Here is a 26,496-nt window from a genome sequence, read left to right as displayed (position 1 = left end):
CGGGAAGATGTTCCATGAAACCTGCACACGCCCCCCGTCAGGTCCCGGCCGGTACGCCCCGAGCGCGTACCCGCCTGGACCGCTGGATCCTGCGCATCGGCGATCTGCTGAGCCTGCTGTTCGTGTTCACCGTGGCGATCTCCTTCTTCGAGGTGTTGATGCGCTACCTGTTCAACGCCCCGACCATTTGGGTTCACGAGACCGCCGCCTTTATCGGCGGCAGCCTGTTCATCGTCGGCGGGGCCTATGCCCTGGCCAACAATCGCCACGTGCGCGTGGTGCTGGTGTACGACCAGGTCTCGGCGAGGACGCGGGCCTGGCTGGACCTGTTCCATTCCTTGGCCGGCCTGCTGTTTGCCGGCCTGCTGGCCTGGGGCGCCTGGACCATGGTACGCAACGCTTGGCTGGCGCCTTGGGGCGAGCTGCACCTGGAAACCTCCGGGTCGGCCTGGAATCCCCCGTTTCCGGCACTGCTCAAGGCCGTCATTCTGCTGGTGGTGTGCCTGATGTTCGTGCAGTGCCTGCTGCATGCCCTGGTGGACCTGCGCTCGCTGCGCCGGCCGGGTGACGGGGAGGTGGCCGATGTTTGACCTGTCCGCTGTGGGGATTGCCTGGGGCAGTCTGCTGATGCTGGTGCTGCTGATCGGTCTGTTGCTGACCGGCATGCAGCTGGCGTTCGTCACCGGCCTGGTGGCGTTGTTATTCACCATGGGCTGGTTCGGTGTGGACGCGATGCCGCTGATCACCAGCCGCATGTACAGTTTTGCCAGCGGCTATGTGTTCCTGGCGGTGCCGATGTTCGTGATGATGGCGGCGCTGCTGGACCGCTCCGGCATTGCCCGGGATCTGTTCGATGCGATGCGTCGCGTAGCGCGCCGCCTGCGCGGCGGTGTGGCGGTGCAGACCCTGGTGGTGGCGGTGATCCTGGCCTCCATGTCCGGCGTGATCGGCGGCGAGACGGTACTGTTGGGTATCCTCGCGCTGCCGCAGATGCTGCGCTTGGGCTATGACCGGCGCCTGGCCATCGGCACCACCTGCGCCGGTGGGGCACTGGGCACCATGATGCCACCGAGCATCGTGCTGATCATCTACGGCATGACGGCCAGCGTGTCGATCGGCGACCTGTTCAAGGCGGCTTTCCTGCCGGCGGCCATTTTGGCGGCCCTGTACATGGCGTACGTGCTGGTGCGCTGCCATCTGAACCCGGCGTTGGCACCCCTACCCTCCGATGACGAGCTGGCCGGGGACGACGGACGCCGGATCCGCTACGGTCGGGCGCTGGCGTTCCCGGCGCTGACCGTGGCCATGGTGCTCGGCAGCATCTACACCGGCGTCGCCTCGGTCACCGAAGCCTCGGCGCTCGGCGTCGTCGGCATCATGATCAGCGCCCTGGTGCGGGGCGAACTGAACTGGGCGATGATTCGGGACAGCGCCCGGGCCACCCTGCAGACCTGCGGCATGATCATCTGGATTGGCCTGGGGGCCAGTGCCCTGGTCGGCGTTTACAACCTGATGGGCGGCATCGACTTTGTCGAGTCGGTGATCCTGTCGCTCAGCAACGGCCACGCCATGGTCACCGTGCTCATCATGATGGTGATCCTGCTGGTGCTGGGTATGTTTCTGGACTGGGTCGGCGTGGCGTTGCTGACGATGCCGATCTTCGTGCCGATCATCAACAACCTCGGGCTGGATCCGGTGTGGTTCGGCGTGGTGTTTTGCCTGAACATGCAGGTGTCCTTTCTGTCGCCGCCGTTCGGGCCCGCCGCTTTCTATCTCAAGTCGGTGGCACCGGCCGACATCAGCCTCGGGGAGATCTTCCGCTCGCTGGTTCCGTTTATCCTGCTGCAGATCCTGGCCCTGGCGCTGGTGCTCGGCTTTCCCCAACTGGCGTTGTGGTGGCGGTAGACGATGGCCAGGACGCAACGTTTCGTGGTGATGGGCGTGTCCGGGTGCGGCAAGTCGCTGATTGGCGCGCGCCTGGCCGAATCCCTGGGGCTGCCGTTCTTCGACGGCGACGATTTTCACCCGCCGGAAAACGTCGACAAGATGCGCCGGGGCATTCCCCTGAACGACGCCGACCGGCAGGACTGGCTGGCGGCCCTGAACCGGTTGTTGTGCCAGCACCCGGGTGCGGTGCTGGCCTGCTCCAGCCTGAAGCCGCAGTACCGGGAACGGCTGCGCGCCGGCAACGACGCGGTGTTTATCTACCTGAAGGGAGACTTCGACACCATCTGGCGGCGCCACTGCCAGCGCCAGGGCCACTACTTCAACGGCCGGACGATGCTGGAGAGCCAGTTTCGCGAGCTGGTCGAGCCTTCGCCCGAGGAGGCCGTGCATGTGCCCGTCGACCAGCCGCCGGAGGCGGTGCTGCGGCAGGTGCTGGCGGCGATTGGCGCCGGGGCCGGCTGAGGCCGCCGGCGAGTTGGGTTCCGGCCCGGTGCGGGGTAGTATGTTACGGGTAACCGGGCAGGCGCGAGAACCAGCATGACAGAGAGGAAGAAACGACCCACGCTTCAGGACGTGGCGGACCGGGTTGGGGTGACGAAGATGACCGTCAGCCGGTACCTGAAGAAGCCCGAGCAGGTATCGGCACCGTTGCGCGCCCGGATCCAGCAGGCACTCGACGCGCTCGGCTACATTCCCAACAAGGTGCCGGACATCCTCTCCAGCTCGCGCAGTCAGGCCATCGGCCTGCTGGTGCCGTCACTGACCAACCAGGTATTCGCCGAGCTGATCCGGGGCGTGGAGTCGGTGACCGAACCGGCCGGCTACCAGACCATGCTGGCCCACTATGGCTACAGTCCGCAAGCGGAGGAAGCGCGCATCGCCACGCTGCTGGGCTACAGCGTCGACGGCCTGATCCTGTCCGAAAGTGTTCATACCGAGCGGGTGCGGCGGATGATCGAGACCGCCGGAGTGCCGGTGGTCGAGGTGATGGATTCGGTGTCTCCGGCGATCGAACAGGCCATTGGCTTCGACAACGAGGCCGCCTCCTTCGCCATGACCGAGCGGATGATTGAGCGCGGTCATCGCCGCATCGTCTACTTTGCCGCCCGCATGGACGCGCGTACCCGGCTCAAGATTCACGGTTACGAACGGGCCATGCGTGCCCATGGCCTGGAGCCCCGGAGCCTGCGTACCGAGCGGGCGTCGTCGTTTACCCGCGGTGCCCTGCTGCTGGGCCAGGCGCTGGAGCGCTGGCCGGAGCTGGATGGCGTGTTCTGCACCAACGATGACCTGGCCATCGGCGCGCTGTTCGAGTGCCAGCGACGGGGGATCGCGGTGCCGGATCGGATCGGCATCGCCGGTTTCCATGGGCACGACATTGCCGCCGTGGTGGTGCCCCGCCTGGCCACCGTGATCACCCCGCGCGAGGAGATGGGACGGCGGGCCGCCGACAGCTTGCTGCGCCGGCTGCGGGGCGAGCCGGCCGGGCCGCCGGTGGTGACCCTGCCGTTTCGCATCGATGAGGGGGGCAGCCTCAGGCCGGCGTCATGAGCCGGTGCGGTCGCCCATGTAGGCGTCCAGGTCCGGAACGCGGCGTTGGTAGCGGCTGTCGATCAGCGGGCTGTCGAGCAGGAAATCCGCCGTGGCCTCGTTGCAGGCCACCGGAATGTTCCAGACCGCGGCGATGCGCAGCAGGGCCTTGATGTCCGGGTCGTGGGGCTGGGCGTTGAGCGGGTCCCAGAAGAAGATCAACAGATCCATGGCGCCCTCGGCGATGCGCGCGCCCAGCTGCTGGTCGCCGCCCATCGGGCCGCTGAGCAGGCACTGGACGGGCAGTTCGAGGTGGCGTTGCAGCAGGTGTCCGGTGGTGCCGGTGGCGTGCAGTCGGTGCGCGCTCAGGCGCTCGCGGTGGCGCTGTGCCCAGGCCAGCAGCGTGGGTTTGCAGTGGTCATGGGCGACCAGCGCGATGCGCTTGGTGGCGGGCATGGGCAGGGTAAGGGTCATGGATGCTCTCCTGTTTTTTGGTAAGTTTACGAAAAAAATGGACAGAACGCGCCTCCGGCTGGCAACCGTGATGGATTGCGGTATGCTTGCCGGAGTCATTCCCGAGGTCAGGACCGCCGACGCCCATGTGTGAACTGCTGGCGATGAGCGCCAATACCCCCACCGATCTGTGCTTCAGTTTCACCGGCCTGACCCGCCGGGGCGGTGTCACCGGCCCGCACAAAGATGGCTGGGGCGTGGCCTTTTATGAGGGCAAGGGCGTCCGGGCCTTCCACGACGCCGATGCCAGCGCCCGCTCCCGCATCGCCGAAGTGGTGCAGACTCATCCGATCAAGAGCGAGGTGGCGGTCTGCCACATCCGCCAGGCCAATGTCGGCGACATCTGCCTGGCCAACACCCACCCCTTCATCCGCGAGCTCTGGGGCCGCTACTGGGTGTTCGCCCACAACGGCCAGCTCCGGCGTTTCCGCTGCCCCGAGGGTTTCTATGAGCCGGTGGGCGACACCGACAGCGAAGCGCTGTTCTGTGACCTGCTCAACCATCTGCGCCGGCATTGTCACCGGGACAGTCCCCGGGACGAGGTGCTGGCATGGCTGGTGCGGCTGTCCGCCGCCTACGCCAGCGAGGGGGTGTTCAATCTGCTGCTGAGTAATGGTGACTGGTTGTTCAGCTACTGCTCCACGAAGATGACCAGCATCACCCGGCGGGCCCCGTTTGGGCCGGCCCGGCTGAAGGATGCGGACCTGACCGTGGACTTCGCCGCCGAGACCACCCCGGACGACGTGGTCAGCATCATCGCCACCGAACCCCTGACCACGGACGAGACCTGGGACCCGTACCAGCCCGGGGAGTGGCGGTTGTGGCGCAAGGGCGAGGTGATCCGGTCGGGCCAGGGCCCGGTCCGACCGGACTGAGGTAGGGTTACTGCAGGGTCCGGCGGTTGCCGTTGCGGTACTCCGGCGCGATGTGGGTCTGGATGTCCGCCTTGAAGCGGGCGATCAGGTCGCGGTTGTCCTTATCCCAGGGGTGATAGCCGGGCTTGAAGTAGGCCACCCAGGTGGGGATCAGGCTGGAAAAGGCGCCGTTGCGCCCCCACATGCGCCACAGTCCGCGTCCGGCGTCCCGCAGCGAGAAGTTGCGACGGTCGCGCAGCATCATTCGGCCCGAGAACCAGGTGGTGACCACGCCCAGCATCGCCGTGCTGATCACCAGGTAGGCGGTGCGTTCGGCGTAGGTGCCGCCGACGTGGCGGAACACGTCGAAGGCCACCGCCTTGTGCTCGGTTTCCTCGATGGCGTGCCAGACCCACAGCGGTCGCATGCTCTCATGCATGTCCTCGCGGATGTCGTCCCGCTCCAGCAACATGTCCGCCATCATCGCGGTGATGTGTTCCAGCGCGCAGGTAATGGCCAGCTGGTGCCGTTTGGGCAGCCGCCGCACGGTATCGAGCAGCACCTTCAAATCCCGTTCCATGTCGTCGATGGGCATACCCAGTGCCCGGACATGGGCGTTCATGGCGTCATGCTCCAGGGAGTGCATGGCCTCCTGGCCGATGAAACCGCGGATGTCCTCCTTGAGTTTGGGGTCGTCGATCCGGTCGCGGAACGCCCGAACCGAGTCCACAAAAAACTGCTCGCCCTCCGGGAACAGCACCGACAGGGCATTCATGGTGTGGCTGATCAGGTAGTTGTCGGCCACCCAGTAGCGGGGCACGTCCGCACCGAAGGTGAAGCCCATGCGCTGGGGTTTGATCGCGACCGTGTCCGGAGTCCGGGACCCGGGCCTGCGGCCGGTGGATGAAGGGGTGGTTGAGGTTGGCATACTCTTGCTCCTTTGCGACAGACACGGGGCCTGATGTCATGATTCCAGTCTGTGGCAGGCGCGCGGCCGGGGGAAGGCGAGAAAGGGACGGCGGTCGTTCAGGATGGGCCAGGGCCGCATTGGCTGGGCTGACGGTGCCGGGGTGGCCCCGGGCCCCACTGCCGGCGACCGTGGCATCTGCTAGAGTCGGGACTGAACGGGTTACCCGGCTTCATGATCCAGGCATCGGGATGCAGCTATGGCCACGACCGGCTCAGACAACGAACGGCAGATGCTGGGAATTTTCCTGGTTCCCGGGGTCTATCTGCGGGTGATGGGCGAGACCGTCCGTCGGCTCGGCCACGACGACCGCCCCCTGTACCAGGGGCTGGCATTCGGCGCCGAGGATCTCAAGGCGGACGATAGCCGGGTGTTCGTCACCGACGCCATGATCATGGCACAACGGGCCCGGGCCATCGCCGGTGCCCAGGGCCTCAGTTTCGCCCTGGCCCGGGAGCTGCGGCTGACCATTCACGGTACCCTCGGTTTCGCCGCGCTCACCAGTCCCACCTTCGAGGGCGCATTGGACTCGGTCCGGCGCTACCTTCGGTTGCGGGCCCCCTTCCTGACCATGAACCGGACCCTGGCCGGTGATCAGGTCCTGGTGCAGCTGTGCACCGAATTCGAGGTGCCGGATCTCTACGATTTCCTGGCCGAGACGGTCAGTGCCACCTTGATTCTGCTGACCGAGCAGCTGCTCGACCGGGACGACGCCCGGGCCCGCGGCTTTGCCCTCGAGGACGGCAAACTGCCCGGTGTCTCGGTGCACCTGAGCGCCCCCGAGCCGCCCTACTACCGCGACTTTGCCGACCAGCTGCCGGTGCGCTTCCGCTATGGTCAGTCGGAGGAAATGCTGATGTTCCCCCGTCCGCTGCTGGCGGTGCGCATGCGCTTGGCGGATGCCGAGGCCTCGGCGATGGCGCGCGAGCAGTGCGAGTTCGAGTTGCAGAAGGCGCTCCGGGAGCAGGGCGACACCGTCCTGGCCGTGCGTAACGTGCTGCGCACCATGCCTGCGCCGTTGCCGTCGCTGGAGGCCATGGCGGTGCGTTTCTGCGTGTCCTCCCGGACCCTGAAACGGCGGCTGGCGGAGCGGGAAACCAGTTACCGGGAAATCGTCGAGGCGGTGCTCAAGGACCGCGCCATCCAGCTGCTGCGGTACACCAACCAGTCGGTGAGTGAGATCGCCTATGAACTCGGCTACGCCGACCTCTCCAATTTCAGCCGGGCGTTCCGCAAATGGACCGGCAAGTCCGCCAGCGAATTCCGCGAGGGCGGGCCCGACCCGGCACCGGAACTCGGGCCGTGACTCCGGGGTTGTCAAATCCCCGGAGCAGGCCCATATACGTGAGTAGATCCGCACATCCAAGGAGCCACCATGACGCAACGACCGGACACCCACAGCAAACTCTTCGGCTACCTGCTCTGGCTGTTTGGCTTTCTCGGCTCGCACCGGTTTTACTACGGCAAGCCGGTGACCGGCACCCTCTGGTTCTTCACCTTTGGCCTGTTTCTGATCGGCTGGATCGTCGACCTGTTCCTGATCCCGTCCATGGACCGGGAGGCCGACCTGCGTTTCCGGGACGGTGACATCAGCTACAACGTGTCCTGGCTGCTGCTGACCTTCCTGGGCGTGTTCGGGGTGCACCGGATGTACATGGGCAAGTGGATCACCGGGGTGATTTACCTGCTCACCGGCGGTCTGTTCCTGATCGGTATCCTGTACGATTTCTGGACCTTGAACGATCAGATCTCGATCCGCAACTCCGAGCCGCGCCGATTCGGCTGAACGCCTGCAGCGCTTCAGGCCACCCGGTCGCTCGCCACCGCTATCGCCAGCCGCACTTGGCCGCCCTCCAGCCGCACCGGGTAGGTCGGTACCTGCACCGACGGATCCTCCAAGCAGTGGCCGTCGCGCAGGCTGAAGTGCTGTTTGTACAGCGGCGAGGCCACCACCGGTTCACCGTTCAGATCGCCGGTGATGCCCCGGGCCAGGACGTTGGCGCCGGTGAACGGGTCGGTGTGCTGTATGGCAAACAGCGCCGGTAGCCGGTGCGGCAGGTAGAACACCGCCACCGGGCCGGCCTCGGTCCAGACCGCGATGCCGGAATCCGGGACCAGATCCTCGACGGTGCAAACGGCTTCCCAGGTTGTGCGTGCTGTCATGGTTGTCTCCTGTCTGTTTCGTTGCTCGTTTTGCCGGTGAATACGCTGATTCAGGCGCTTTCCAGCGCCGGGCGGCGCTGACCCCGTTCGGTGGTCCACTGCTGCACCGGATCTTTCTTGTCCGGTGCGTTGACGAACTCCCGGAACCGCTTGCGCTTGTCCGGGTCTTCGACGGCGGTTTTCCACTCACACTGGTAGGTGCTGACGATGTCCTCCATGTGCTGCTCCAGCTCGGCGCCAAGGCCCAGGCTGTCCTCCAACACCACCGCTTTGAGGTAGTCCAGCCCGCCCTCCAGGTTTTCCAGCCAGACGCTGGTGCGTTGCAGCCGGTCGGCGGTGCGCACGTAGAACATCAGCAGCCGGTCGATGGTGCGGATCAGTTCGTCGTCGGACAGGTCGGTGGCGAACAGATCGGCGTGGCGCGGGCGCATGCCGCCGTTGCCGCAGACGTACAGATTCCAGCCGTTCTCGGTGGCGATCACGCCGATGTCCTTGCTCTGGGCTTCGGCACACTCCCGGGTGCAGCCGGATACCGCCATCTTGATTTTGTGCGGTGCGCGCAGGCCCTTGTAGCGGTTCTCCAGGGTGATCGCCAGGCCCACCGAATCCTGCACGCCGTAGCGGCACCAGGTGTTGCCGACGCAGGACTTCACGGTGCGTAGGGATTTGCCGTAGGCGTGGCCGGTTTCAAAACCGGCGGCGATCAGCTTTTCCCAGATCTCCGGCAGTTCGTTCAAGGTGGCGCCGAACAGGTCCACCCGCTGGCCGCCGGTGATTTTGGTGTACAGGTCGTATTCCCGGGCGATTTCGCCCAGGGCGATCAGCTTGTCCGGGGTGATCTCGCCGCCGGGCACCCGGGGCACGATGCTGTAGGTGCCGTTCTTCTGCATGTTGGCCATGAAGGTGTCATTGGTGTCCTGTAACGGCACATGGTCGGTGGCCAGAATGTGCTCGTTCCAGCAGGAGGCGAGGATTGAGGCCACGGTTGGTTTACAGATGTCGCAACCATGGCCCCGGCCGTACTGCCGGATCAGTCCCTGAAAGGTGCGGATGCCCTGCACCCGGACCAGATGGAACAGCTCCTGCCGGCTGTAGGGGAAGTGTTCGCACAGGTCCTTGCTGACCGCCACGCCGCGTTTTTCCAGCTCGCTGTCCACCACGCTCTTGAGCAACGCCGCGCAGCCGCCGCAACCGGTGCTGGCCCGGGTCTGGGCTTTGATGCCGGCCAGGTCGGTACAGCCGTCGTCGATCACGCCACAGATCTCGCCCTTGGTGACGTTGTGGCAGGAGCAGATGGCCGCGGTCTCCGGTAGCGCGTCGGCGCCCAGGACCGGCGCGGGACCGGCGCTGTCGGGCAGAATCAGGGCCTCCGGGGTGGCCGGCAGCGACAGCCCGTTCAGGGCGTACTGCAGCAGGGTGTCGTAACGGCTGTTGTCACCCACCAGGATGGCACCCAGCAGGGTCTTGCCGTCGGCGCTGACCACCATGCGCCGGTACACGCCGGCCTGCTCGTCGTGGTAACGGATGCTGCGGGCCCCGGGGGTCTGGCCGTGGGCGTCGCCGATGGCGCCGACATCCACCCCCAGCAGTTTCAGTTTGGTGCTCATATCGGCGCCGGTGAACGCCGCTCCGTCATCACCGTTGAGCACGGCAACCAGGGTGCGGGCCATCGTGTAGCCCGGCGCCACCAGTCCAAACACCCGCTGGTTCCACAACGCACACTCACCGATGGCGTGAATGTCCGGGTCGGATGTGGTGCACCGGTTGTCGATGACGATGCCGCCCCGCTCGCCCACATCCAGGCCACTGGCCCGGGCCAGGCTGTCCTCCGGCCGGATGCCGGCGGAAAACACGATCAGGTCGGTCTCCAGAACGGTGTCGTCAGCGAAGGTCATGCGCAGCCGGTGTTCGCTGCCCGGCTGGATGGCGGTGGTGGTCTTTTCCGTGTGCACCCGCACACCCAGGGCCTCGATGCTGCGCCGCAGCAGCGCGCCGCCCTCGGCATCCAGCTGCACCGGCATCAGCCGGGGCGCGAACTCCACTACGTGCGCCTCCAGACCCAGGCTGCGCAGCGCATTGGCCGCTTCCAGGCCGAGCAGGCCGCCACCGATCACCACGCCACGGCGGGCCCCGCTCGCGGCGGCACGGATGGCATCCAGATCCGCCAGGGTGCGGTACAGGAAACAGCCGGGCTGGTCCCGTCCCTGGATCGGCGGCACGAACGGATAGGACCCGGTGGCCAGCACCAGTCGGTCATAGGAATATTCGCCCTCGGGGGTGGTTACGGTCCGCGCCGACCGGTCGATTGCCGTCACTGGTTCGCCCAGGTGCAGGTGGATGCCGTGTCGCTCGTACCAGTCCGGCCCGGCCAGCGCCAACTCGCGGTGTCCGGCGCCCGAAAAATAGTCCGACAGGTGTACCCGGTCATAGGCCGGATGCTGCTCCGCGCCGAACACTCGCAGGTGGTAGGTCGCTGCCGCCGGACTGGCCATCAGCTGTTCGAGAAAGTGGTGGCCGACCATGCCATTGCCAATGACCACCAGGTGTTGCTTGCTCATGTGTACCGTCCTCACCGTCATGGCCGGATCCGCTCCGGGGCGTTCAGGCAACAAAAAAAGCCGGAGCCTCGCGTCCCAGAAGGGCGTTGAGGGTCCGGCGCCAATGCCAACAACAATGATCTGATGCTCCGGCCGAGTCCGTGGCCGGGACGTTCATCCTTGTCTGGTATAAAGCGATCTTCGTGCCAGTTTTATTTTTCTTTTAAAATCCGTTAGATGTGATTGTTGGCGGCGTTCATGACCGGGCAATCTGCCCTTTGCTGGGGCGCAATGCACGAGTTTGAGTCGCCCCGGGCCAGGAGCTGGCCTGCTAATTGCTGGAGTCGGGGAGGAATCGACCAGGTCGTGCCGCCGGGCGCGGCAGGAGCGGACACATGAACACAAAACCCTTGTCCGGTGCCGGGACGGGACCTTCGGTCGCGGACTATGTCATCGCCTCCAAGCGCTGCGAACTCCGGCATCTGGAGCACTTTCTTCAGCTGGGCAAACTGATCCAGTGCATTGGCAACCTGGTGCACGCGCTGCAACGGGAGCGGGGCGCCTCCAACGTGTTTCTGGGGTCGGGGGGTGAGACGTATGCCCGGGAGCGGGCCGCCATCGTTCGGGCATCCGACGAGCAGTGTGTCCTGTTCCATCAGGCGCTGGCGGAGGTGCACCAATCCCTGATGACCCAGCCGGTCAGCAGTTCTCTGCTCAACCACCTTGCCGGGGCCTTGCACGGGCTGGGCGGCCTGGCCGACCTGCGCCGGCGCGTGGAGTGCCTGGCGCTGACCGCCGGCGAGGCCACGGCGGCATACTGCCGTCTGATCCAGCGCCTGATCACGGTGGTGTTCGAAGCGGCGGACACCGCCGTCGACCCCTCCATCGCCGGTTCTCTGGTGGCTATGGTGCACCTGATGAACGGCAAGGAGTTCTGCGGTCAGGAGCGGGCGGTGGGCTCGGCCGGCTTTTCCAGTGGCGGCTTCGACACTGCCCTGTCCCAGCGCATGATGCACCTGGTTGAGGCGCAGGAGCGCTGTTTCGAGGTGTTCGTCAGCTTTGCCGACGACGAGGCCCGGGAGCTCTGGGACCGGTTGCGTGCCCACCCGCGCGAGGCGGAGATCGAACGGCTGCGGCGCTTGGGATGCTCGGTGGGCCCATACAAGACCCTGGATCGGAGCCTGGCGGATCGCTGGTTCACGCTGATGACGGAACGGATTGACGATCTGAAGCTGGTGGAGGACGCAGTGGAGGGCAGTTTCCGTGCCCGCTGTGTGGATCGGTTCGCCGAGGCCCGGCACGCACTGGCCCACCAGGAGACGCTGATCGCCGCTCTGGCGGATCCGCAGCGGAGCGATCCGGCCCAGCCGGTGCTGGTGCTGTGCGAGTCCGGTCTCGAGGCCCGGCCGGCCGAAGCCTGGGACAGCGAGGGTGTCGGTCCCCAGTTCGGCCGTTCGCTCTTTGATCTGGTGCAGGAGCAGGCGCGCCGGCTGCAGCAGATGACGGACGAACTGCAGAGTGCCAAGGAAGCGCTGGAAGACCGAAAGACCCAGGAAAAGGCGGTGCTGCTGCTGATGCGGCACCGCAACATCGACAACGACGAGGCGCATCGGGTTCTGCGCAAGCTGGCCATGGATCAGGGCCGGAAACTGTCCGAGGTGGCCCGGGCCCTGGTGTCCATGGCGGACGTGCTGACCTGACTCGCCTCAGGCCGGTCGCAGCAGGCTCAGGGGTACCCGGAACCGGCTGCCGCGGGAGGGGCCGGTGCCCTCCACGGTGCAGGTCTTGCGGTTGATCCGGACGACCCGCCCCTGGTGTCGGCCTTCACCGAAAGTGACCGCCTGCCCGATTCGCCACTGCCGGGCCAGCTGCCGAGGTTCCGGCAGCAGGAACGGCCGGTCGGACAAGGGCAGGCCGCGCCGGTCGGCTTCATCGGCGAGAAACCGTCGGGTCGCCTCGGCGCCGCCGCTGGCGTGCAGTTCGTCGAGGATGGTGTAGAACTCGCGGTTGTGCACCGAACCACGGGCGCGCTGCCCGGCGCTGCACTGCAACAGGTGGGCGAATTCGTGGCAGCAGGTGTGGGCCAGCAGGTTCAGGGTACTGAGTTCGCCGTCAAAGTAGCCCCGGGCCAGAATCTCCCGGGTCGACAGCCAGCCGTCGGCGGTGCCGGCTTCCTGCTTGGCGGCGACCATGCGCATGCCGTAGGTGATCAGGTGGTGCCGCCGCTGCGGGTCGTAGCGGTGATAGGTGGCTTTGCCGGTGCCCACCCGACAATGCAGAGCGCTGCCGGCAGCTTGCCGGCCGAGCCAGTCCGCCGCGGGCGGCCAGAGAATCCGGAGGGTGGCCTCGCACATGAGCTGGCCGAGCTGGTGTGGGAAATACGTGTCCATGGAGTACCTGCAAGACAGAAGTCCATGGTACCGGGGCGGGGCTGGCGCCTCAAACGAAAACGGCCGGCCCCGAAGGGCCGGCCGCCACGAGCCAGGGGGACGGGCGTCAGGCTTCGATCGGCGAACGCCAGTCGTCGGAACCGGAGGTGCCGGCGACCACATGCTCCCAGGTCACCTTGCGGTAGGCCAGAGCGACCTCGACCAGTTGGGTGAACTCGGCCTTGGACGGATCCTGGCAATGGGGCATCTTGCAGTCGATGTTGATGATGGTGGCATCCTCCAGGATGGTGGAGAAGAAGTGCTCCTGCTTACCCTCGACGGAGGTGCGGTACCACTTCAATTCCACCTTCGGCAGCATCTCGCCGGAGGCCAGAGCGTTGTACATCAGCGGCGTGGCCTTGTTCAGCGCGGCGGTGAACTTGAACGGCTTATGCACCCGCTGGCCAGACGGCTGGCCGGACTGGGGATCGGTGGGAACCGTCACCACATGACTGAATTCCTGGACCAAGACTTCGTCTTCGTGGCCCTCGACGTAGATGTTGCCGACCGAATCGGAGGTAAAGGCGCCGGCGGTGATGTTGCCCTGGGTTTGACCTTCGATGCTGATATAACAAGGAGTTGGCATAGTCTGCTCCATGACGTGTTGATGAATGTCTGTCCCTGGATGGATCCGTGGACGAGGAGGCATAGACAAACCCCGTGCCAGGTCTAAAATTTCCTTTTTTATCAAAATGTTAATATTGAAAAAGGGTGGGCTGCCGGTGGCTGCAGGCAGCCCCTTGCTCGGGTGTTGGGCGAGCCGTTGCTGGCGGGCAAAAAATGGCCCGGCTAGACGCGCCCGGCCCAGGTGGCCAGCAGGGCCAGCAGCAACAGTGCCGATATCCCCTGCCAGAACGCCACCGGGTGCCGCGTCATCCAGGGCGGGCGATGGCGCTGTTGCCAGTCCGGCCGTGGCCGACTCAGGTCGAACAGAAACTCCGACAGGGCCGGGTAGCGGCGGTGGGGTTCGATCGCGAGGGCCCGCTTCAGGGCCGGCTCCAGCCACCCGGGCAGGTCCGGCCGGTCGACCGCCAGGGGCCTCGGTCTGAGCCGTCGCTGCTGGCTCAGGCTGCGGGTTTTTGGGATTTCGGCGCCGTAGGGCAGCTGGCCGGTCAGCATCTGGTAGGCGATCACGGCCAGGGAAAACTGGTCGCTGGCGGCACTGGCGGGCTGGCCGAGAAAGCTTTCCGGCGCGCTGTAGAGCGCCGCTCCCCGGGGCCAGTGCGGGCCCGGGTCGGGGGCCCGTTCCTGCAATCCGGCCACCTGCGTGGCGCCGAAGTCAATCAGGGTAACGGTGCCGTGGTCGTCCAGCAGGATGTTGTCGGGCCGGAGGTCGCCATGCGCCATCGCCAGACGGTGGAAGGCCCGGAGTCCGGCGGCGATCTGTTCCAGCAGGGAGCGGACCCGATGCAGGTCCGGGCGCGGCTGATCCAGCAGCCACTGCCGAAGGGTACGGCCCGGATGGTAGGTGAGGGCGAGGTAACGGTACGACCGTGGCCGGTCCACCGCGAACGGCCGCGCCACATGCGGGCTGTGGATGCGCCGGGCGACCCACTCCTCGGCCTGGAATGCGGCCAGCGCGTCGGGCTGTTCGCGCAATTCGGTGGCGGGGCACTTGAGCACCACCTCGGTACCCGAAGCCAGGTCCTGGGCCAGATAGACCCGGCTGCGGCTGCTGGCGTGCAGAGTCCGGAGGATGTGAAAACCATCCACCGTCTGCCCCGGTTGCCACTCCGGGGCGAAGGGCCGGGCTTGCCACGGCTCGCCGAGCTCGTCGTGTTGTCGTGGCTCCGGCAGGGCGTCGATCCGCACCAGCTGGGCCGTCAGGTTATCCGGACTGCCAGCGCTCAGGGCCGCTGTCACCAGGGCCCGGGCGGCGGCCGTCAGATCCTCCGGATACCGTGCCAGAATCGTGGCGATGTCGCGCGGGCGCAGGTGCTCGTAAACGCCATCGCTGGCCAGCAGGAACACGTCCCCCGGGGCGACGCTCAGTTGCCGGTAGTCGATCTCCAGGTGCGGGTCCATGCCCAGGGCCCGGCTCAGGCCGTCGGTGCTGGCGGACAGGGGCAGGCGGTGATCGGTGGTCAACGGCTCCGGCAGCCCTCCGGCCATGCGGTAGATGCGGGTGTCGCCGACATGGAACAGGTGGGCGGTGGCGGACTTGAGTACCAGCGCGCTGAAGGTGCAGAGGTAGCCCCGGTCGAGATCGTAGCGGAACCGGCTCTGGCGGGTGTGAGCGTGCAACCAAGCGTTGAGGGCGCGCAACACCCGCTCGCCGGACTGTTTCACGCCCCAGCTGTCGGGCGTGGAGTAGTAGTCGTCCAGAAAGCCGGCCACGGCGATCTCGGCGGCCACCTGGCTGACGTTGCTGCTGCTGATGCCATCGGCGATGACGGCGACGATGCCCTTGATGGCCCGCGCCGGTAGCGGGGGCACGACAAGGCCGTGCCGGTCCTGGTTCACCGGCTTGCGCCCGGCCTCGGAGTGCTGTCCCGAGGTGACCCGCAGGCCCGGAGCCCCGCCGGACGGGCCGCGCGGGGGCGTGCGGGCCCCCGCGGGTTGGCACGGAGCGGGTGCGCTCACGCCCGGCTGGAGGTCAGGGGGGCGCGGTCCAGGCCGGTCGCCACCGGGCGCTTCGGCGCCGTGCGCACATGGGTGACATAGAGGGTCAGGCCGGTGAAGGCGAGGCCGCCCACCAGGTTACCCAGGGCGGTCGGAATCTCGTTCCAGAGGAAGTAGTCGGCGATGGAGAAGCCGCCCCCCATGAGCATGGCGGAGGGGAACAGGAACATGTTCACCACCGAGTGTTCGAAGCCCATGAAGAAAAACAGCATGATCGGCATCCACATGGCCAGGAACTTACCGCTGACGTGGGTGGAAATCATGGCGCCCACCACCCCCATGGATACCATCCAGTTGCACAGCATGCCACGGATGAAAATGGTGACCCACCCGGCCAGCCCGTATTGGGCGTAGCCCAGGGTACGAGCCTCGCCCACGCTGGCGAGCTTGGTACCGATAGGGCCGGGGTCGGTGCTGAAGCCGTAGGTGAAAATGAAGGCCATCAGAAAAGCCACGGTCAGCGCGCCGGCGAAGTTGCCCAGGAAGACCCAGCCCCAGTTGCGCAGCACCGCGGCAACGGTGACGCCGGGGCGCTTGTCGAGCAGCGCCAGGGGCGTGAGCATGAACACCCCGGTGAGCAGGTCGAAGCCCATCAGATAGAGCATGATGAAGCCGACGGGAAACAGCAGCGCACCGATCAGAAAGACGCCGGTCTGGACCGCCACGGTGACCGCGAAGGCTGCGGCCAGGGCCAGGATGGCGCCGGCCATGAACGCACGGATCAGCGTGTCCCGGGTGGACATGTAGATTTTGGATTCGCCCGCATCGACCATTTTGGTCGCGAACTCCGAAGGTACGATGTAAGACATAGCCTTTCCCCCTGTGGCACGTTTCCGGCGCCCTCCTGCGGACGCGGTTGCTGCCATAGTTCACACATAAAAAAACGGCGCCCCCGTTTCCGGCTGGAGCCGATCACGGGAGGACGCCGTCGTCCAAGAAAACCTGTCGCTGTGAGTGGGACCGGCACTGGCCCCACGGGTTGGCTCCAGCAGGGTTTGTGCCAGTTTTTTCTGAAAAGGCCAAATAGCCCGTTTATTCAGTCGGTTAGTTTTATCCGGAGCGCCCAGGGGCGGCGCTTGGCGAGGCTGGTCCCTGCACGCAATAGGTGCACCGGCGGGCGCAGGCGCGACATCTCGGAGCAGGAACGGGTCAGCGCAGGCGGAAGCGCACCGGCAGCGCGAACCGGAAATGTGAGCCGGAAATGTCGTCGGGCACCGCCGGCAGCGGGGCGGCCTGAACCAGCATGTCGAGCGCCGCCTGATCCAGCAGCGGGTGCCCCGAGGATTCCCGAAGCTGGTGCTGAATCAATGTGCCGTCGCGACGGAACTCGAACACGATCACCGGTGTCCCTTCCTGACCCAGGCGCCGGGCCCGTCTCGGGTATTCGTAGTAGCGGGCCAGGTGTTGGCTCAGGCGCGCGATATAGTTGTCCACCGCTTGCGCGGAGCCGGCGGTGTGCAGCGGCACGGCGGCCTGGTTGCGCGCGTCGGCGTTGGCCTCCGCCGGTTGTCCCGGAGTACCGGCCGGCGCCGGCTGAGGTTCCCGGGCGACGGTTTCCTGGGCCGGTTTGGGCTTTGGTTGGGATTTTGGTTTGGGCTCTGGTTTGGGTTCCGGTTTGGGCTCCGGTTTGGGTTCCGGTTTGGGTTCCGGCTCGGGCTCCGGCTCGGGCGCGGCGACCGGCGCCGCCTCCGGGGCTGGCGTGGCGGCCGGCTGCGGCTTGCCGGCCAGGCTGATGCGGATCGCCGGCACGGTATTCACCGCGCCGTCGCCCAGTGGGGTCAGTTCCAGCGGGCGGTCGGGAAGGGACCAGGCCACGACGGCGGCGGTGAACACCAGCGATAACGCCAGGCAGGCGGCCCGGATCCAGCGCCCATTCGGTGTCATGAGGCCGGCTCCGTCAGCAGCAGGATTTCGGTGTAGCCGAGCCGCTCCAGAACCTGGAACAGGTGCTCCAGGTCGCTCATGGTCAGGCTGTCGGCGGCGGCGATCCGCAGGGGATGGTCGTCGGATGGCGCCGGCAGGCGGGCCGCCAGCTGCTGTTCGGTGACCGGCTCGGCGCGAATCCGCCAGCGACCCTCGGCGGTGACCACCAGGTCGGCCTGGGGGGCCTGTTGGTGCGGGCTGCTCTGGCTGCCCGGCAGTTCCGGCAGCGGTTCATCGGCCAGTTGTCCCGCGACGATGAAAAACATCAGCAGCAGGAATACCAGGTTGATCAGTGGCAGCAAGGCATCTTCCATGCGCGCCAGCAGTGACTTGCCCGAGGTGGCGGGCGGGGGGAACAGCGGGTTCATGGTGGTGCGTCAGTGGGTTCGTTGCCAGTGGGTGGTGATGCCGTTGCCGTCCAGCCGGCTGAGCGTTTCGGTAAACGCGGCCAGGGTCGCGCTGTCCTCGGTGGCCAGGTTCACTTCCCGGATGCCGGCTGCGCGCAGCGCGTCGACCAGCTCCGCCTGGGTCAGTATCCGCGCCTGCCAACGAACCGTGCCCTGAGCGGTGACGGTCAGAGTCGGAATGGGATCGCCCTGCTGGCTGCCCTGGGCCCGGGTGTCGTTGGCCAGTTCCAGATAGTCGACGGGCAACAGGCGGCTGGTTAGCATGAAGAACACCAGCAGGATGAACACCACGTCGATCAGGGGCGTGATGCGGATGGGCATCGGCCGGCTGGGACGGGGCTCAACCAGCTGCATGGACCAACCGCTGCTTGTGATCGAGGCTGTAGGCGTGGCCGCTCTCGTCCGTTCCGGGCGCGGCCGCCGTCCGGTCCTGCTGGGCCGCTGCCGGGGCGCTGGCCTCCGGGGGTGCGGCGTGCAGGACCGTTACCAGGGTGCTGTTGACGGTCTGGTGCACGCGGCGCAGGCGAAACTCGATCCAGGCCGCCAGGGCGGCGAAGGGAATGGCAACCACCAGACCGGCGGCGGTGGTGGCCAGTGCTTCGTAGATGCCGCCGCTCAGCTGCGCGGCGTTGGCGCGGCCCTCGGTGGCGGCCATGGCGCTGAAGGCATCCATCATGCCCATGACGGTGCCCAGCAGACCCAGCAGGGGGGCGAGTGCGGCGATCACCTCGATGATCTTGAGGGGAGCCTCAAACGGCTCCAGGGCGTGTTGCGCATCCCGCGCGGCGGTGGCGCGAATCTGCTCGGGGTCGGCCTGGGCCTGGCTGGCGGAGACGGTGTTGGCAACCAGGTGCAGCAACGGGTTCATGCGGGCACGTAGGCCGGCGCCGGCCACCGCCCGGGCCGGGTCCGCCGTTGCCGGGTCGGTCTGCCACTGGCTGACCAGCTGTTTGACCCGCTTGTCCCGGCGGGGCGTGCAGAAGGTGCCGTACAGCATGAGGTAGAAAAAGGTCACGACGCCAAGGACGGCCATGGCCAGCAGCACGACCATCACCGGGCCGCCCATGTCGATCAGCTGGCCGAGGGGGCCGGCGAACAGGGTTGAGTGAACGTTGGACATGGGGATCGCCTCTCGCCAAAGAAAGTAACAGGCAAATGATAATGGTTACTATTTTATTTTCAAGGGCTGGCGCCAATTTAGCCCGATCCGGCCCCCCGGCTTTGCTAGACTGGAGCTGATGACGAGTGGGTTTCTTTTCGGCGTGGCCAGGGGCCTGCCCAGGCGGGTGCCCGATGTTGGACGAATGGAGGGAGCGGCCCTGTTTTGCTGATCGGAAGGTGGTTTGACAGCCTGGTAAACCGGGCGGTGGTGCTGGTACTCGGTGCCGTGCTGGGGACGGCCCTGATCCTGTCCGTCGCTGCCTCCCTGCTGAGCCGGGGCGAGCTGGAACTGCAGGCCCGTGATCACGTCAGGACCCTGGCGGAGCTGGTCGCCTCCGGGCTGGACGACAAACTGGGTCGGCGCCTGGCCCTGCTCAGCCACGTTGCCCGCAACCTCACCATGTCGGAAACGGCCTTCCGGGGGCGTGCCCGGGTCCTGCTGCAACAGCAGGTGGCCCTGCAGCATCAGTTCGATGGGGTTTACCTGATCGACGCCGAGGGCGAGGTGCTGGCGGAGTACCCGGACGGCTTCCGGCAAACCGGGCTCAATGTCCGGGCGCGGCCGTATTTCCAGGCTGTGTCACGGGGATTGACGCCGGTGATCAGCGAGCCCTACCGGTCCAATTACCGGGACCTGCCAGCGGTGATGGTCGCCGCGCCGGTGTTCAACCACCAGGGGCGGTTCATCGGTATGATCGGCGGCGCGATCCTGCTGCAGGGGGACAACTTTCTGAATGAGTTTTCCCATGTCCGGGTGGGCGGTTCCGGCTATCTGGTGGTGGCCACCCGCAGCGGCCTGGTGATCGCCAACGGCCGAACCCGGGAGGCCATGGTCCCGGTGCCGGCGGACCATCCGGTGCTGGCGGATGCGTTGTCCGGCTTCGAGGGTACCCGGCACGGCCCCGGCGACGGCGGCCCGCCGAGCATCCTGTCGGTGCAGCAGATGGCCCAGGTGCCCTGGTTCGTGGTGGCGGTCTGGCCAACCCGGGAAGCCTTTGCTCCGATCACCCGCATCGCCGACACCTTCCTGTGGATTCTGCTGGCGGTGCTGGCGGTACTGGTGCCGGTCACGCTGTGGGTATTCCGGAGCCTGATGTCGCCGTTGCAGGCGCTGGAACGGCGGGTCCGGGCTTGGCGCCTGGGCACCCATGCCGAGCCCCTGGATGTCGCTGGCGGCCAGGAAATCCGCGAGGTGGCGCAAACCTTCAACCGGGTGATCGAGGAGCGGGAAGATGCCCTGGCGCACCTGGCCGAGCGGGAGGCGTTTTTCCGCTCCCTGTCGCGCAGCGCGCCGATCGGCATCGTCCAGACCGATGTGCTGGGGCGCATCGAGTTCGTCAACCCGACGTTCGAGGACATCCTCGGGCGTCCTCAGTCCGACCTCGAGCGGACTTATCTGATGGACAGCGTGCACGAGGCGGACCGGGACAGCGCACTGGCTGGGTGGCGGGAGGCGCTGCGCCGGCAGCAGGTGTTCCGGTCGCGGGTGCGCCTGAACTGCCCGCAGCGGTACGGGGTGGTTTGGGCCGATGTCATGGCGGCGGTGATCGAGACGCCGGAAAAGGCCCTGGGCACCATTGTGGTGGTGCAGGACATTACCCACGAGCTGGAGGTCGAAGAAGCCCTGCGCCAGGAACAGCAGCAGGCCGACCTGATCCTGGGCGTGCTGCAGGAGGGTGTCCTGATGGTCGACGTGGACGGCCAGGTCCGCTATGCCAACGAAGCCGCCTGCCGCTACATGGCCACCCACGAGCCGTGCCAGGCGCAGAATTTCTTCGAACTGGTGACCATCGAGGCGGGCGGCCGGCGCTGGGGACTGGCGGATTTTCTGGCGGCGGAGACGGTGGACAGCCTGTACGGTTGCCTGCGCAACCAGCGTTCGGAAACCTTCGACATCGATCTGACCATGCTGCACATCCGCCAGGGCAAGTACAACCAGCGCATGGTGTTCGTCCTGCGGGACGACAGCGAGCGGCGCCGGGAGGAGCAGCGCTTGTCCTGGGAGGCGACCCACGACAGCTTGACCCAGCTGCTGAACCGTCGGGCGTTCACGGCGGCGCTGCTGAAGACCCTGGGGGAGTCGGTCCAGCACGACCGGCCGTCGGTTCTGATGCTGATCGATCTGGACTATTTCAAGCCGGTGAACGACCGGGGCGGACACCTGCTGGGCGACGACCTGTTGCGGCGCCTGGCCGAGCTGTTCCGGGATTCTGTGCGCCAGAGCGATGCGGTGGCGCGCCTGGGGGGCGACGAGTTCGGGGTAATCCTGCCGGGCTGTGGCCTGGACCAGGCGGAAGCCCTGGCGGAAAAGATCCGGGCTCGGGTGGAGGCTCTGTATCTGGAGCAGGACGGGGTACGCTACGGCGTCACCACGTCCATCGGCCTGACCGAGATCACCCGCCACGACAGCGGTCCCCGGGAGGTCATGGCCCGGGCCGACGAAGGCTGCTATGTCGCCAAGTCCCGGGGCCGGAACATGGTGGTGGTGGTTCCCGCGCCGCCCGGCTAGCCCGGCCACCACCCGGCCAGGTGGCCGGCCTGCCAGATCAGCCGCAGCGCCAGGGCGCTGAGGACCAGATTGAAGATGCGGTTGAAGCCCCGGTTGCTCAGGTTCTTCAGCAGGTGCAGGCCAATCCAGGTGCCGGCAAAGCCGCAGGCGATCATCGCCAGCAGAAACGGCAACCACTCGGCGAAGGCGAAGCCGGCGGCTCCGAACACCAGGGCCTTGGGCGCGTGCTGCAGCGACATCGCGGTGGCGAAGGTGGCCACGGTGCGGAACCGGTCGCGGTGGATCTGCTTGATGAACGCCGCCACCAACGGGCCGGTGGCGCCGACGAACAAACTGATGAAACTGGTGGCCGCGGACGCCAGGAAGACCCCGGTGCGGCCCAGGGCGGCTTTCGGCAGGGCCGGGCCCCAGCACAGGTAGAGCACGAACAGGGCGATGGTCAGTTGCCACAGGTAAGGGGGCAGCGCCACCAGCAACCACGCCCCCAGCGCGGCGCCCACCAGCACCCCTGGGGCGAAGGCGGCGATGACCCGCCAGTCGACGTGCCGCCAGGTCAGCAGGCTGCGGCCGGCGTTGGAACCGAGCTGAATCATGCCATGCACCGGAATGATCGCCGCCGGTGGTAGCCAGCCGGCCATCAGCACCAGCAGCAACACACCACCGCCGGCGCCCAGGCTGGCGGTGATCATCGAAGTGACGGCGGAGCTCAGTAACAGCAGGCCGGCAATGGCCGGACTCAGGGATTCCGGCAGCAGGGTCAGTTCCATGGGCATGTCCGAGGCTGAGGGATGGCTGGTTCAGGGTGAAAAACCGGGGCCGCTGTCGTAAGCTGGGGGCCGCCCCGGCCCCGCCCGGTCGCGGGACAAAAATACAATAACAAACGGACGCCGTCATGAAACCATCCGAATACCTGCGCTACGACGCCACCGCCCTGGCTGACCTGATCCGGCGTGGTGAGGTCTCTGCCCGGGACGTCTGTGAGGCAGCGATCGAGCGCGCCGCCCGGGTCAATGCCACCCTGAACGCCATTTGCCACCCGCAGTTTTCCGAAGCGCTGGCGCAGCCGGTCAGCCCCGGCGCCCCCTTCGCCGGGGTGCCGTTTCTGCTGAAGGATCTGGCTCAGGAGCAGGCGGGACATCCGTGCACCTACGGCAGTCGCAGCTTCCGCAACAACCGGGCACCGAGGGATTCGGAGTTCGTGCGCAGGGCCCGGCACGGGGGCTTGGTTCCGCTGGGGCGAACCACCACCCCGGAATTCGGCCTCAAGGCCGTCACCGAATCGGCGTTGTGGGGGCCGAGCCGGAACCCGTGGGACCCACGCCTGACCCCGGGGGGCTCCAGCGGCGGCTCCGGTGCCGCCGTGGCCGCCGGTATCGTCCCCATGGCCGGGGCCAATGACGGCGGTGGATCCATCCGCATCCCCGCCGCCTACTGCGGCCTGTTCGGGCTCAAGCCCTCCCGGGGCCGGGTGTCGGCGGGGCCCCATCAGGGTGAAGCCTGGACCGGCGCTTCCATCGATCATGTGGTGTCACGCACGGTCCGGGACAGCGCCCGCATGCTGGATCTGATCAGCGGAGCCAGCCCCGGTGACCCGTTCGTCATCGCCGCACCCGCCGAGCCCTACGAAACGGCGATGCTTCTGTCGCCGGGCCGGCTGCGCATCGGTGTGTTCACGTCCTCGCCCTATGGCACCGAGGTGGCGCCCGAGTGTGTCGCGGCGGTGGAGGACACCGCCCGGACCCTGGCCAATCTCGGCCACCAGGTGGACTATGCCCGGCCCGAGTTCGACGGCATGGCGCTGGCGCGCTGCTACCTGACCCTCTACTTCGGCGAGGTATCGGCGTTGATGGCCCGGGCCCGGGACCAGTTTGGCGCCAGCGACGATGACTTTGAGCTGGAGACCCGTCTGCTGGGCCTGCTGGGCCGCACCCTGCCCCTGCCCGACTATGTGCGGCGGCGCCAGCAGTGGAACGAGTTTGCCCGGGCGCTGGGTACCTTTTTCGAGCGCTTCGACCTGTACTTGTGCCCGAGCACCGGCCAGCTACCGGCCCGCATCGGCGAGCTGGACACGCCGGTCCATCTGAAACTGGCGGCCCGGCTGATGCTGGCCCTGAGGGCCGGACGCCTGGTGCATCAGAGTGGCCAGGTGGAGCAGATGGCGCTGGACAGCCTGGCCCGGACGCCATTCACCCAGCTGGCCAACCTCACCGGCACGCCCGCCATGTCGATGCCGCTGGCCTGGACCACCGCCGGGCTGCCGGTGGGGGTGCAGCTCGGTGCCCCGCACGGTCGCGAGGACCGCTTGTTCCAGCTCGCCGCCCAACTGGAGGAGGCGACCCCCTGGTTCTCCCGGTACGAGCGCCTGGACGACGCCTTCCCGGCGGGGTGAGAACGGCGCTGCGCACGCCCACGTTTATCTTTGTCCCTGGAACACGCTATGCTGTCAGTCAGGAGGTGCAATTCTTCCTGTCCCACCAGATGGCATCGAGGAGGCGAGCGTCCCATGAACCAACCGATGGCAATCGACGAACTGGTATCTGTTGCGCAGGCCGAAGCCATGGGGGAGCTGGATGCCCCGATGATGGCGATCGTCCTGTCCCGTGATGAAAGCTACGACTTGCCCATTCAGTCCCTGGAAACCGATGCCGACAAGGCCCGCTGGGGCCTGATTCTGCGGGCGGCCCGGGAGCATGTGGAAGCCGACGCCGTGGCGGTGCTGTACCCGGCCTGGACCACCATTCGACAACGCTCCGCCGAGGCGGGCGAGGGCGACGGCACGGTGGCCGGAGAGGACGCCGCCGGCCCGATCGACACGCTGTTCGTGCAGCTGCACACCCGGGACCGGGTGTACTGGCGTGGGTTCGAGCAGATTCGAGACCCCCGGCACCAGCGCATCATCGGCTTCCGCCGCATCAGTGCGCTCTCGACCGACTACCACCGCGACGAGGTGCCGTCGGTGGCGGCCTGGCTGAGCACCCTGTTCGAGCCGCTGCCGGCCGAGGGGGAGGAAACCGAGGTCGATCGTGAGCTGGCGGACCTGCTGGACGAACCGGAAGTGACGGCGGCGCTGTATCCGCGCCAGCTCCGCGCCCTGCACTGAGGCCCGCCCCGGCGCCGCCTCTCCGGGGCACTGTCCTACGGGGATGTGCCGATGGCCGCCGTCCGTTCCTGGGCGGCGGTGCCACTCGGGTTTGCCCGGTGAATGCGTTATAATCGCCCGCTTTTAACGCAGCACCCACAAGGCCCTGACCGTGATCGTATTTGACCAGGTACAGAAGTCCTATCAGGTCGGTGACCGGGCGATCCCCGCGTTGCACCCGACCGATATGCGCATCGACGCCGGCGAGGTATTCGGCATCGTCGGCCATTCCGGGGCGGGCAAGTCCACGCTGGTCCGCCTGATCAACCTGCTGGAGCGCCCCACCGGCGGCCGCATCCTCGTCGACGGCGAGGACATCACCCGCTACAACCCTCAGGAGCTGCGGGCCTTCCGGCGCAAGGTGGGCATGATTTTCCAGCACTTCAACCTGCTCTCGTCCAAGACGGTGGCGGACAACATCGCCTTCCCGATGAAGCTGGCCGGCGTCTATGGCAAGACCGAGATCCGCGACCGCGTCGAGGAACTGTTGGCCCGGGTCGGCCTGACCGATCACGCCCACAAATTCCCGTCGCAGCTGTCCGGCGGCCAGAAACAGCGGGTCGGCATTGCCCGGGCGCTGGCCTGTCGGCCGTCGATCCTGCTCTGCGACGAGGCCACCAGTGCGCTGGACCCGCAGACCACCCAGTCGGTGCTGAAACTGCTGGCGGACATCAACCGCGAACTGGGACTGACGGTGGTGCTGATTACCCACGAGATGGACGTGGTGCGCCGGGTCTGCGACCGGGTGGCGGTGATGGACGCCGGCCGGGTGGTGGAGTTGGGACCGGTCAGCGAGGTGTTCCTGCATCCGCAGCACCCCACCACCCGCGACTTCGTGTTCGAGAGTGAGAATATCGATCACCGAGAGCTGCAGCAGGACCTGCAGAAAACCGAGGGCCGCATCCTGCGCCTGACCTTCAAGGGCGAGGCCACCTACCAGCCGCTGCTGGGCAGCGTGGCGCGCACGTCCGGGGTGGACTTCTCCATCCTGTCGGGCCGGATCGATCACATCAAGGATACCCCGTACGGCCAGCTCACCCTGTCCCTGGTCGGCGGCGACCTGGCGGCGGCGATGCGGGAATTTGAAGCGGCGGACGTGCATGTGGAGGTGCTGCGCTGATGGACGCCTTGCTGAGCAATGTTGACTGGGTGGAAATCGGCTGGGCCAGCTGGGACACCCTGGTGATGGTGGGCCTGTCCCTGCTGTTCAGCGTGCTGATCGGGCTGCCGATCGGGGTGCTGCTGTTCCTGACCGGTAAGCGGCAGCTGCTGGAACAGCCGGTGGCTTACGCCATTCTCTCGTTCGTGGTCAATGTGCTGCGGTCGGTACCGTTCATCATCCTGCTGATCGTCATGATTCCGTTCACGGTGATGCTGATCGGAACCTCCCTGGGCGTGGCCGGAGCCATTCCGCCGCTGGTCGCCGGGGGCGCGCCCTTCTTCGCGCGGCTGGTGGAAACCTCGCTGCGGGAAGTGGACCGGGGCATCATCGAGGCGACCCAGGCGATGGGTGCCACGGTGCGTCAGATCATCTTCGGGGCTTTACTGCCGGAGGCGCTTCCGGGCATCATCGCCGGCATCACGGTGACGGCGATTACCCTGGTGTCCTACGCCGCCATGTCCGGTGTCATCGGCGGTGGCGGCCTGGGTGACCTGGCGATCCGCTTCGGCTACCAGCGTTTCCAGACCGACGTCATGGTCATCACCGTGGCCCTGCTGGTGATTTTCGTGCAGGTGCTGCAGATGCTGGGCGACCGTCTCGTGCTCTACTTCAGTCGGAAATAATCTACAACAG

At 66.7% G+C, this 26,496-nt stretch carries 26 protein-coding genes; 13 read left to right on the top strand and 13 right to left on the bottom strand.

The features are described from left to right. Window positions 1-14 precede the first annotated feature (14 nt). From BTO32_RS05075 to gntR, 4 genes are all read left to right on the top strand, one after another. Window positions 15-590 (top strand): TRAP transporter small permease subunit, encoded by a 576-nt coding sequence (locus BTO32_RS05075; protein WP_076723376.1) that lies wholly within the window; start codon window positions 15-17, stop codon window positions 588-590. Beyond that, window positions 583-1,905: a TRAP transporter large permease gene (locus BTO32_RS05070; protein ID WP_076723375.1), complete on the top strand. Its 1,323-nt coding sequence runs from the start codon at window positions 583-585 to the stop codon at window positions 1,903-1,905. Before BTO32_RS05075 ends, BTO32_RS05070 begins: the two co-directional genes overlap by 8 nt. Before the next feature lie 3 nt (window positions 1,906-1,908). After that, entirely contained in the window at window positions 1,909-2,409 is a 501-nt protein-coding gene (locus BTO32_RS05065; protein ID WP_076723374.1) for a gluconokinase, read from the top strand. 75 nt (window positions 2,410-2,484) lie between these two features. Continuing rightward, window positions 2,485-3,498, top strand: coding sequence for a gluconate operon transcriptional repressor GntR (gene gntR / locus BTO32_RS05060; protein WP_076723373.1), 1,014 nt, complete (start codon window positions 2,485-2,487; stop codon window positions 3,496-3,498). On the opposite strand, the gene BTO32_RS05055 is transcribed toward gntR, so the two are convergent. Further along, window positions 3,493-3,951, bottom strand: coding sequence for a methylglyoxal synthase (locus tag BTO32_RS05055; protein WP_076723372.1), 459 nt, complete (start codon window positions 3,949-3,951; stop codon window positions 3,493-3,495). The genes gntR and BTO32_RS05055 overlap by 6 nt on opposite strands. A gap of 125 nt (window positions 3,952-4,076) precedes the next feature. Between BTO32_RS05055 and BTO32_RS05050 the strand changes: the two genes are divergently transcribed. Then, the gene (locus BTO32_RS05050; RefSeq protein ID WP_076723371.1) at window positions 4,077-4,865 is read left to right on the top strand and encodes a class II glutamine amidotransferase; all 789 of its coding nucleotides are present in this window, start codon (window positions 4,077-4,079) and stop codon (window positions 4,863-4,865) included. 7 nt (window positions 4,866-4,872) lie between these two features. On the opposite strand, the gene BTO32_RS05045 is transcribed toward BTO32_RS05050, so the two are convergent. After that, window positions 4,873-5,772: a metal-dependent hydrolase gene (locus BTO32_RS05045; protein ID WP_076723370.1), complete on the bottom strand. Its 900-nt coding sequence runs from the start codon at window positions 5,770-5,772 to the stop codon at window positions 4,873-4,875. Between the two features lie 238 nt (window positions 5,773-6,010). Between BTO32_RS05045 and BTO32_RS05040 the strand changes: the two genes are divergently transcribed. Both BTO32_RS05040 and BTO32_RS05035 read left to right on the top strand, forming a co-directional pair. Further along, a complete protein-coding gene (locus BTO32_RS05040) occupies window positions 6,011-7,117 on the top strand; it encodes a helix-turn-helix domain-containing protein (protein WP_076723369.1) in 1,107 nt (368 codons plus the stop codon). A 69-nt stretch (window positions 7,118-7,186) separates the two neighbouring features. After that, window positions 7,187-7,597, top strand: coding sequence for an NINE protein (locus tag BTO32_RS05035; RefSeq protein ID WP_076723368.1), 411 nt, complete (start codon window positions 7,187-7,189; stop codon window positions 7,595-7,597). 14 nt (window positions 7,598-7,611) lie between these two features. Here the strand turns inward: BTO32_RS05035 and nirD are convergent, their stop codons facing one another. After that, window positions 7,612-7,974 (bottom strand): nitrite reductase small subunit NirD, encoded by a 363-nt coding sequence (gene nirD, locus BTO32_RS05030; RefSeq protein WP_076723367.1) that lies wholly within the window; start codon window positions 7,972-7,974, stop codon window positions 7,612-7,614. 50 nt (window positions 7,975-8,024) lie between these two features. Further along, the gene (gene nirB, locus BTO32_RS05025; RefSeq protein WP_425435218.1) at window positions 8,025-10,553 is read right to left on the bottom strand and encodes a nitrite reductase large subunit NirB; all 2,529 of its coding nucleotides are present in this window, start codon (window positions 10,551-10,553) and stop codon (window positions 8,025-8,027) included. A gap of 353 nt (window positions 10,554-10,906) precedes the next feature. Here nirB and BTO32_RS05020 point away from each other — a divergent pair, with 353 nt between their 5' ends. Beyond that, entirely contained in the window at window positions 10,907-12,211 is a 1,305-nt protein-coding gene (locus BTO32_RS05020) for a nitrate regulatory protein (protein WP_076723365.1), read from the top strand. Between the two features lie 6 nt (window positions 12,212-12,217). Here the strand turns inward: BTO32_RS05020 and BTO32_RS05015 are convergent, their stop codons facing one another. The 8 genes from BTO32_RS05015 to BTO32_RS04980 form a co-directional block, all read right to left on the bottom strand. Then, window positions 12,218-12,901, bottom strand: a complete 684-nt coding sequence (locus tag BTO32_RS05015) for a hypothetical protein (RefSeq protein WP_084206786.1) — start codon at window positions 12,899-12,901, stop codon at window positions 12,218-12,220. A 106-nt stretch (window positions 12,902-13,007) separates the two neighbouring features. Beyond that, on the bottom strand, window positions 13,008-13,526 hold the full coding sequence (locus BTO32_RS05010; protein WP_076723364.1) for an Hcp family type VI secretion system effector: 519 nt from the start codon (window positions 13,524-13,526) through the stop codon (window positions 13,008-13,010). Window positions 13,527-13,729: 203 nt separating this feature from the next. After that, on the bottom strand, window positions 13,730-15,448 hold the full coding sequence (locus BTO32_RS05005) for a bifunctional protein-serine/threonine kinase/phosphatase (RefSeq protein WP_076723768.1): 1,719 nt from the start codon (window positions 15,446-15,448) through the stop codon (window positions 13,730-13,732). Between the two features lie 71 nt (window positions 15,449-15,519). Then, window positions 15,520-16,371 (bottom strand): formate/nitrite transporter family protein, encoded by an 852-nt coding sequence (locus BTO32_RS05000; RefSeq protein WP_076723363.1) that lies wholly within the window; start codon window positions 16,369-16,371, stop codon window positions 15,520-15,522. 340 nt (window positions 16,372-16,711) lie between these two features. Beyond that, entirely contained in the window at window positions 16,712-17,446 is a 735-nt protein-coding gene (locus BTO32_RS04995; protein WP_076723362.1) for an energy transducer TonB, read from the bottom strand. Continuing rightward, on the bottom strand, window positions 17,443-17,853 hold the full coding sequence (locus BTO32_RS04990) for an ExbD/TolR family protein (RefSeq protein ID WP_076723361.1): 411 nt from the start codon (window positions 17,851-17,853) through the stop codon (window positions 17,443-17,445). Before BTO32_RS04990 ends, BTO32_RS04995 begins: the two co-directional genes overlap by 4 nt. A 9-nt stretch (window positions 17,854-17,862) precedes the next feature. Beyond that, window positions 17,863-18,246, bottom strand: coding sequence for an ExbD/TolR family protein (locus tag BTO32_RS04985; RefSeq protein ID WP_076723360.1), 384 nt, complete (start codon window positions 18,244-18,246; stop codon window positions 17,863-17,865). Continuing rightward, window positions 18,233-19,012 (bottom strand): MotA/TolQ/ExbB proton channel family protein, encoded by a 780-nt coding sequence (locus BTO32_RS04980; RefSeq protein ID WP_076723359.1) that lies wholly within the window; start codon window positions 19,010-19,012, stop codon window positions 18,233-18,235. Before BTO32_RS04980 ends, BTO32_RS04985 begins: the two co-directional genes overlap by 14 nt. A 204-nt stretch (window positions 19,013-19,216) precedes the next feature. Here BTO32_RS04980 and BTO32_RS04975 point away from each other — a divergent pair, with 204 nt between their 5' ends. Next, a complete protein-coding gene (locus BTO32_RS04975; protein ID WP_342742302.1) occupies window positions 19,217-21,562 on the top strand; it encodes a sensor domain-containing diguanylate cyclase in 2,346 nt (781 codons plus the stop codon). Here the strand turns inward: BTO32_RS04975 and BTO32_RS04970 are convergent. Next, window positions 21,559-22,329, bottom strand: a complete 771-nt coding sequence (locus tag BTO32_RS04970) for a sulfite exporter TauE/SafE family protein (RefSeq protein ID WP_139339024.1) — start codon at window positions 22,327-22,329, stop codon at window positions 21,559-21,561. The two genes, BTO32_RS04975 and BTO32_RS04970, sit on opposite strands and share 4 nt — an antisense overlap. 125 nt (window positions 22,330-22,454) lie before the next feature. Between BTO32_RS04970 and BTO32_RS04965 the strand changes: the two genes are divergently transcribed. From BTO32_RS04965 to BTO32_RS04950, 4 genes are all read left to right on the top strand, one after another. Continuing rightward, on the top strand, window positions 22,455-23,951 hold the full coding sequence (locus BTO32_RS04965) for an amidase (protein WP_076723357.1): 1,497 nt from the start codon (window positions 22,455-22,457) through the stop codon (window positions 23,949-23,951). A 114-nt stretch (window positions 23,952-24,065) separates the two neighbouring features. Beyond that, window positions 24,066-24,662 carry a hypothetical protein gene (locus BTO32_RS04960; protein ID WP_076723356.1) on the top strand — a complete coding sequence of 199 codons (597 nt, stop codon included), beginning with the start codon at window positions 24,066-24,068 and terminating at the stop codon, window positions 24,660-24,662. 151 nt (window positions 24,663-24,813) lie between these two features. Beyond that, entirely contained in the window at window positions 24,814-25,821 is a 1,008-nt protein-coding gene (locus BTO32_RS04955) for a methionine ABC transporter ATP-binding protein (RefSeq protein WP_076723355.1), read from the top strand. Further along, window positions 25,821-26,486, top strand: coding sequence for a methionine ABC transporter permease (locus BTO32_RS04950; RefSeq protein WP_076723354.1), 666 nt, complete (start codon window positions 25,821-25,823; stop codon window positions 26,484-26,486). The genes BTO32_RS04955 and BTO32_RS04950 overlap by 1 nt, the downstream gene beginning before the upstream one ends. The last annotated feature ends 10 nt before the right edge of the window (window positions 26,487-26,496 follow it).

Source organism: Marinobacter lutaoensis (assembly GCF_001981305.1).
GTDB classification, from domain to species: Bacteria; Pseudomonadota; Gammaproteobacteria; order Pseudomonadales; family Oleiphilaceae; genus Marinobacter; species Marinobacter lutaoensis.
Note: the sequence above shows the minus strand (reverse complement) of the source record. Positions and strands in the feature narration are given on the sequence as shown.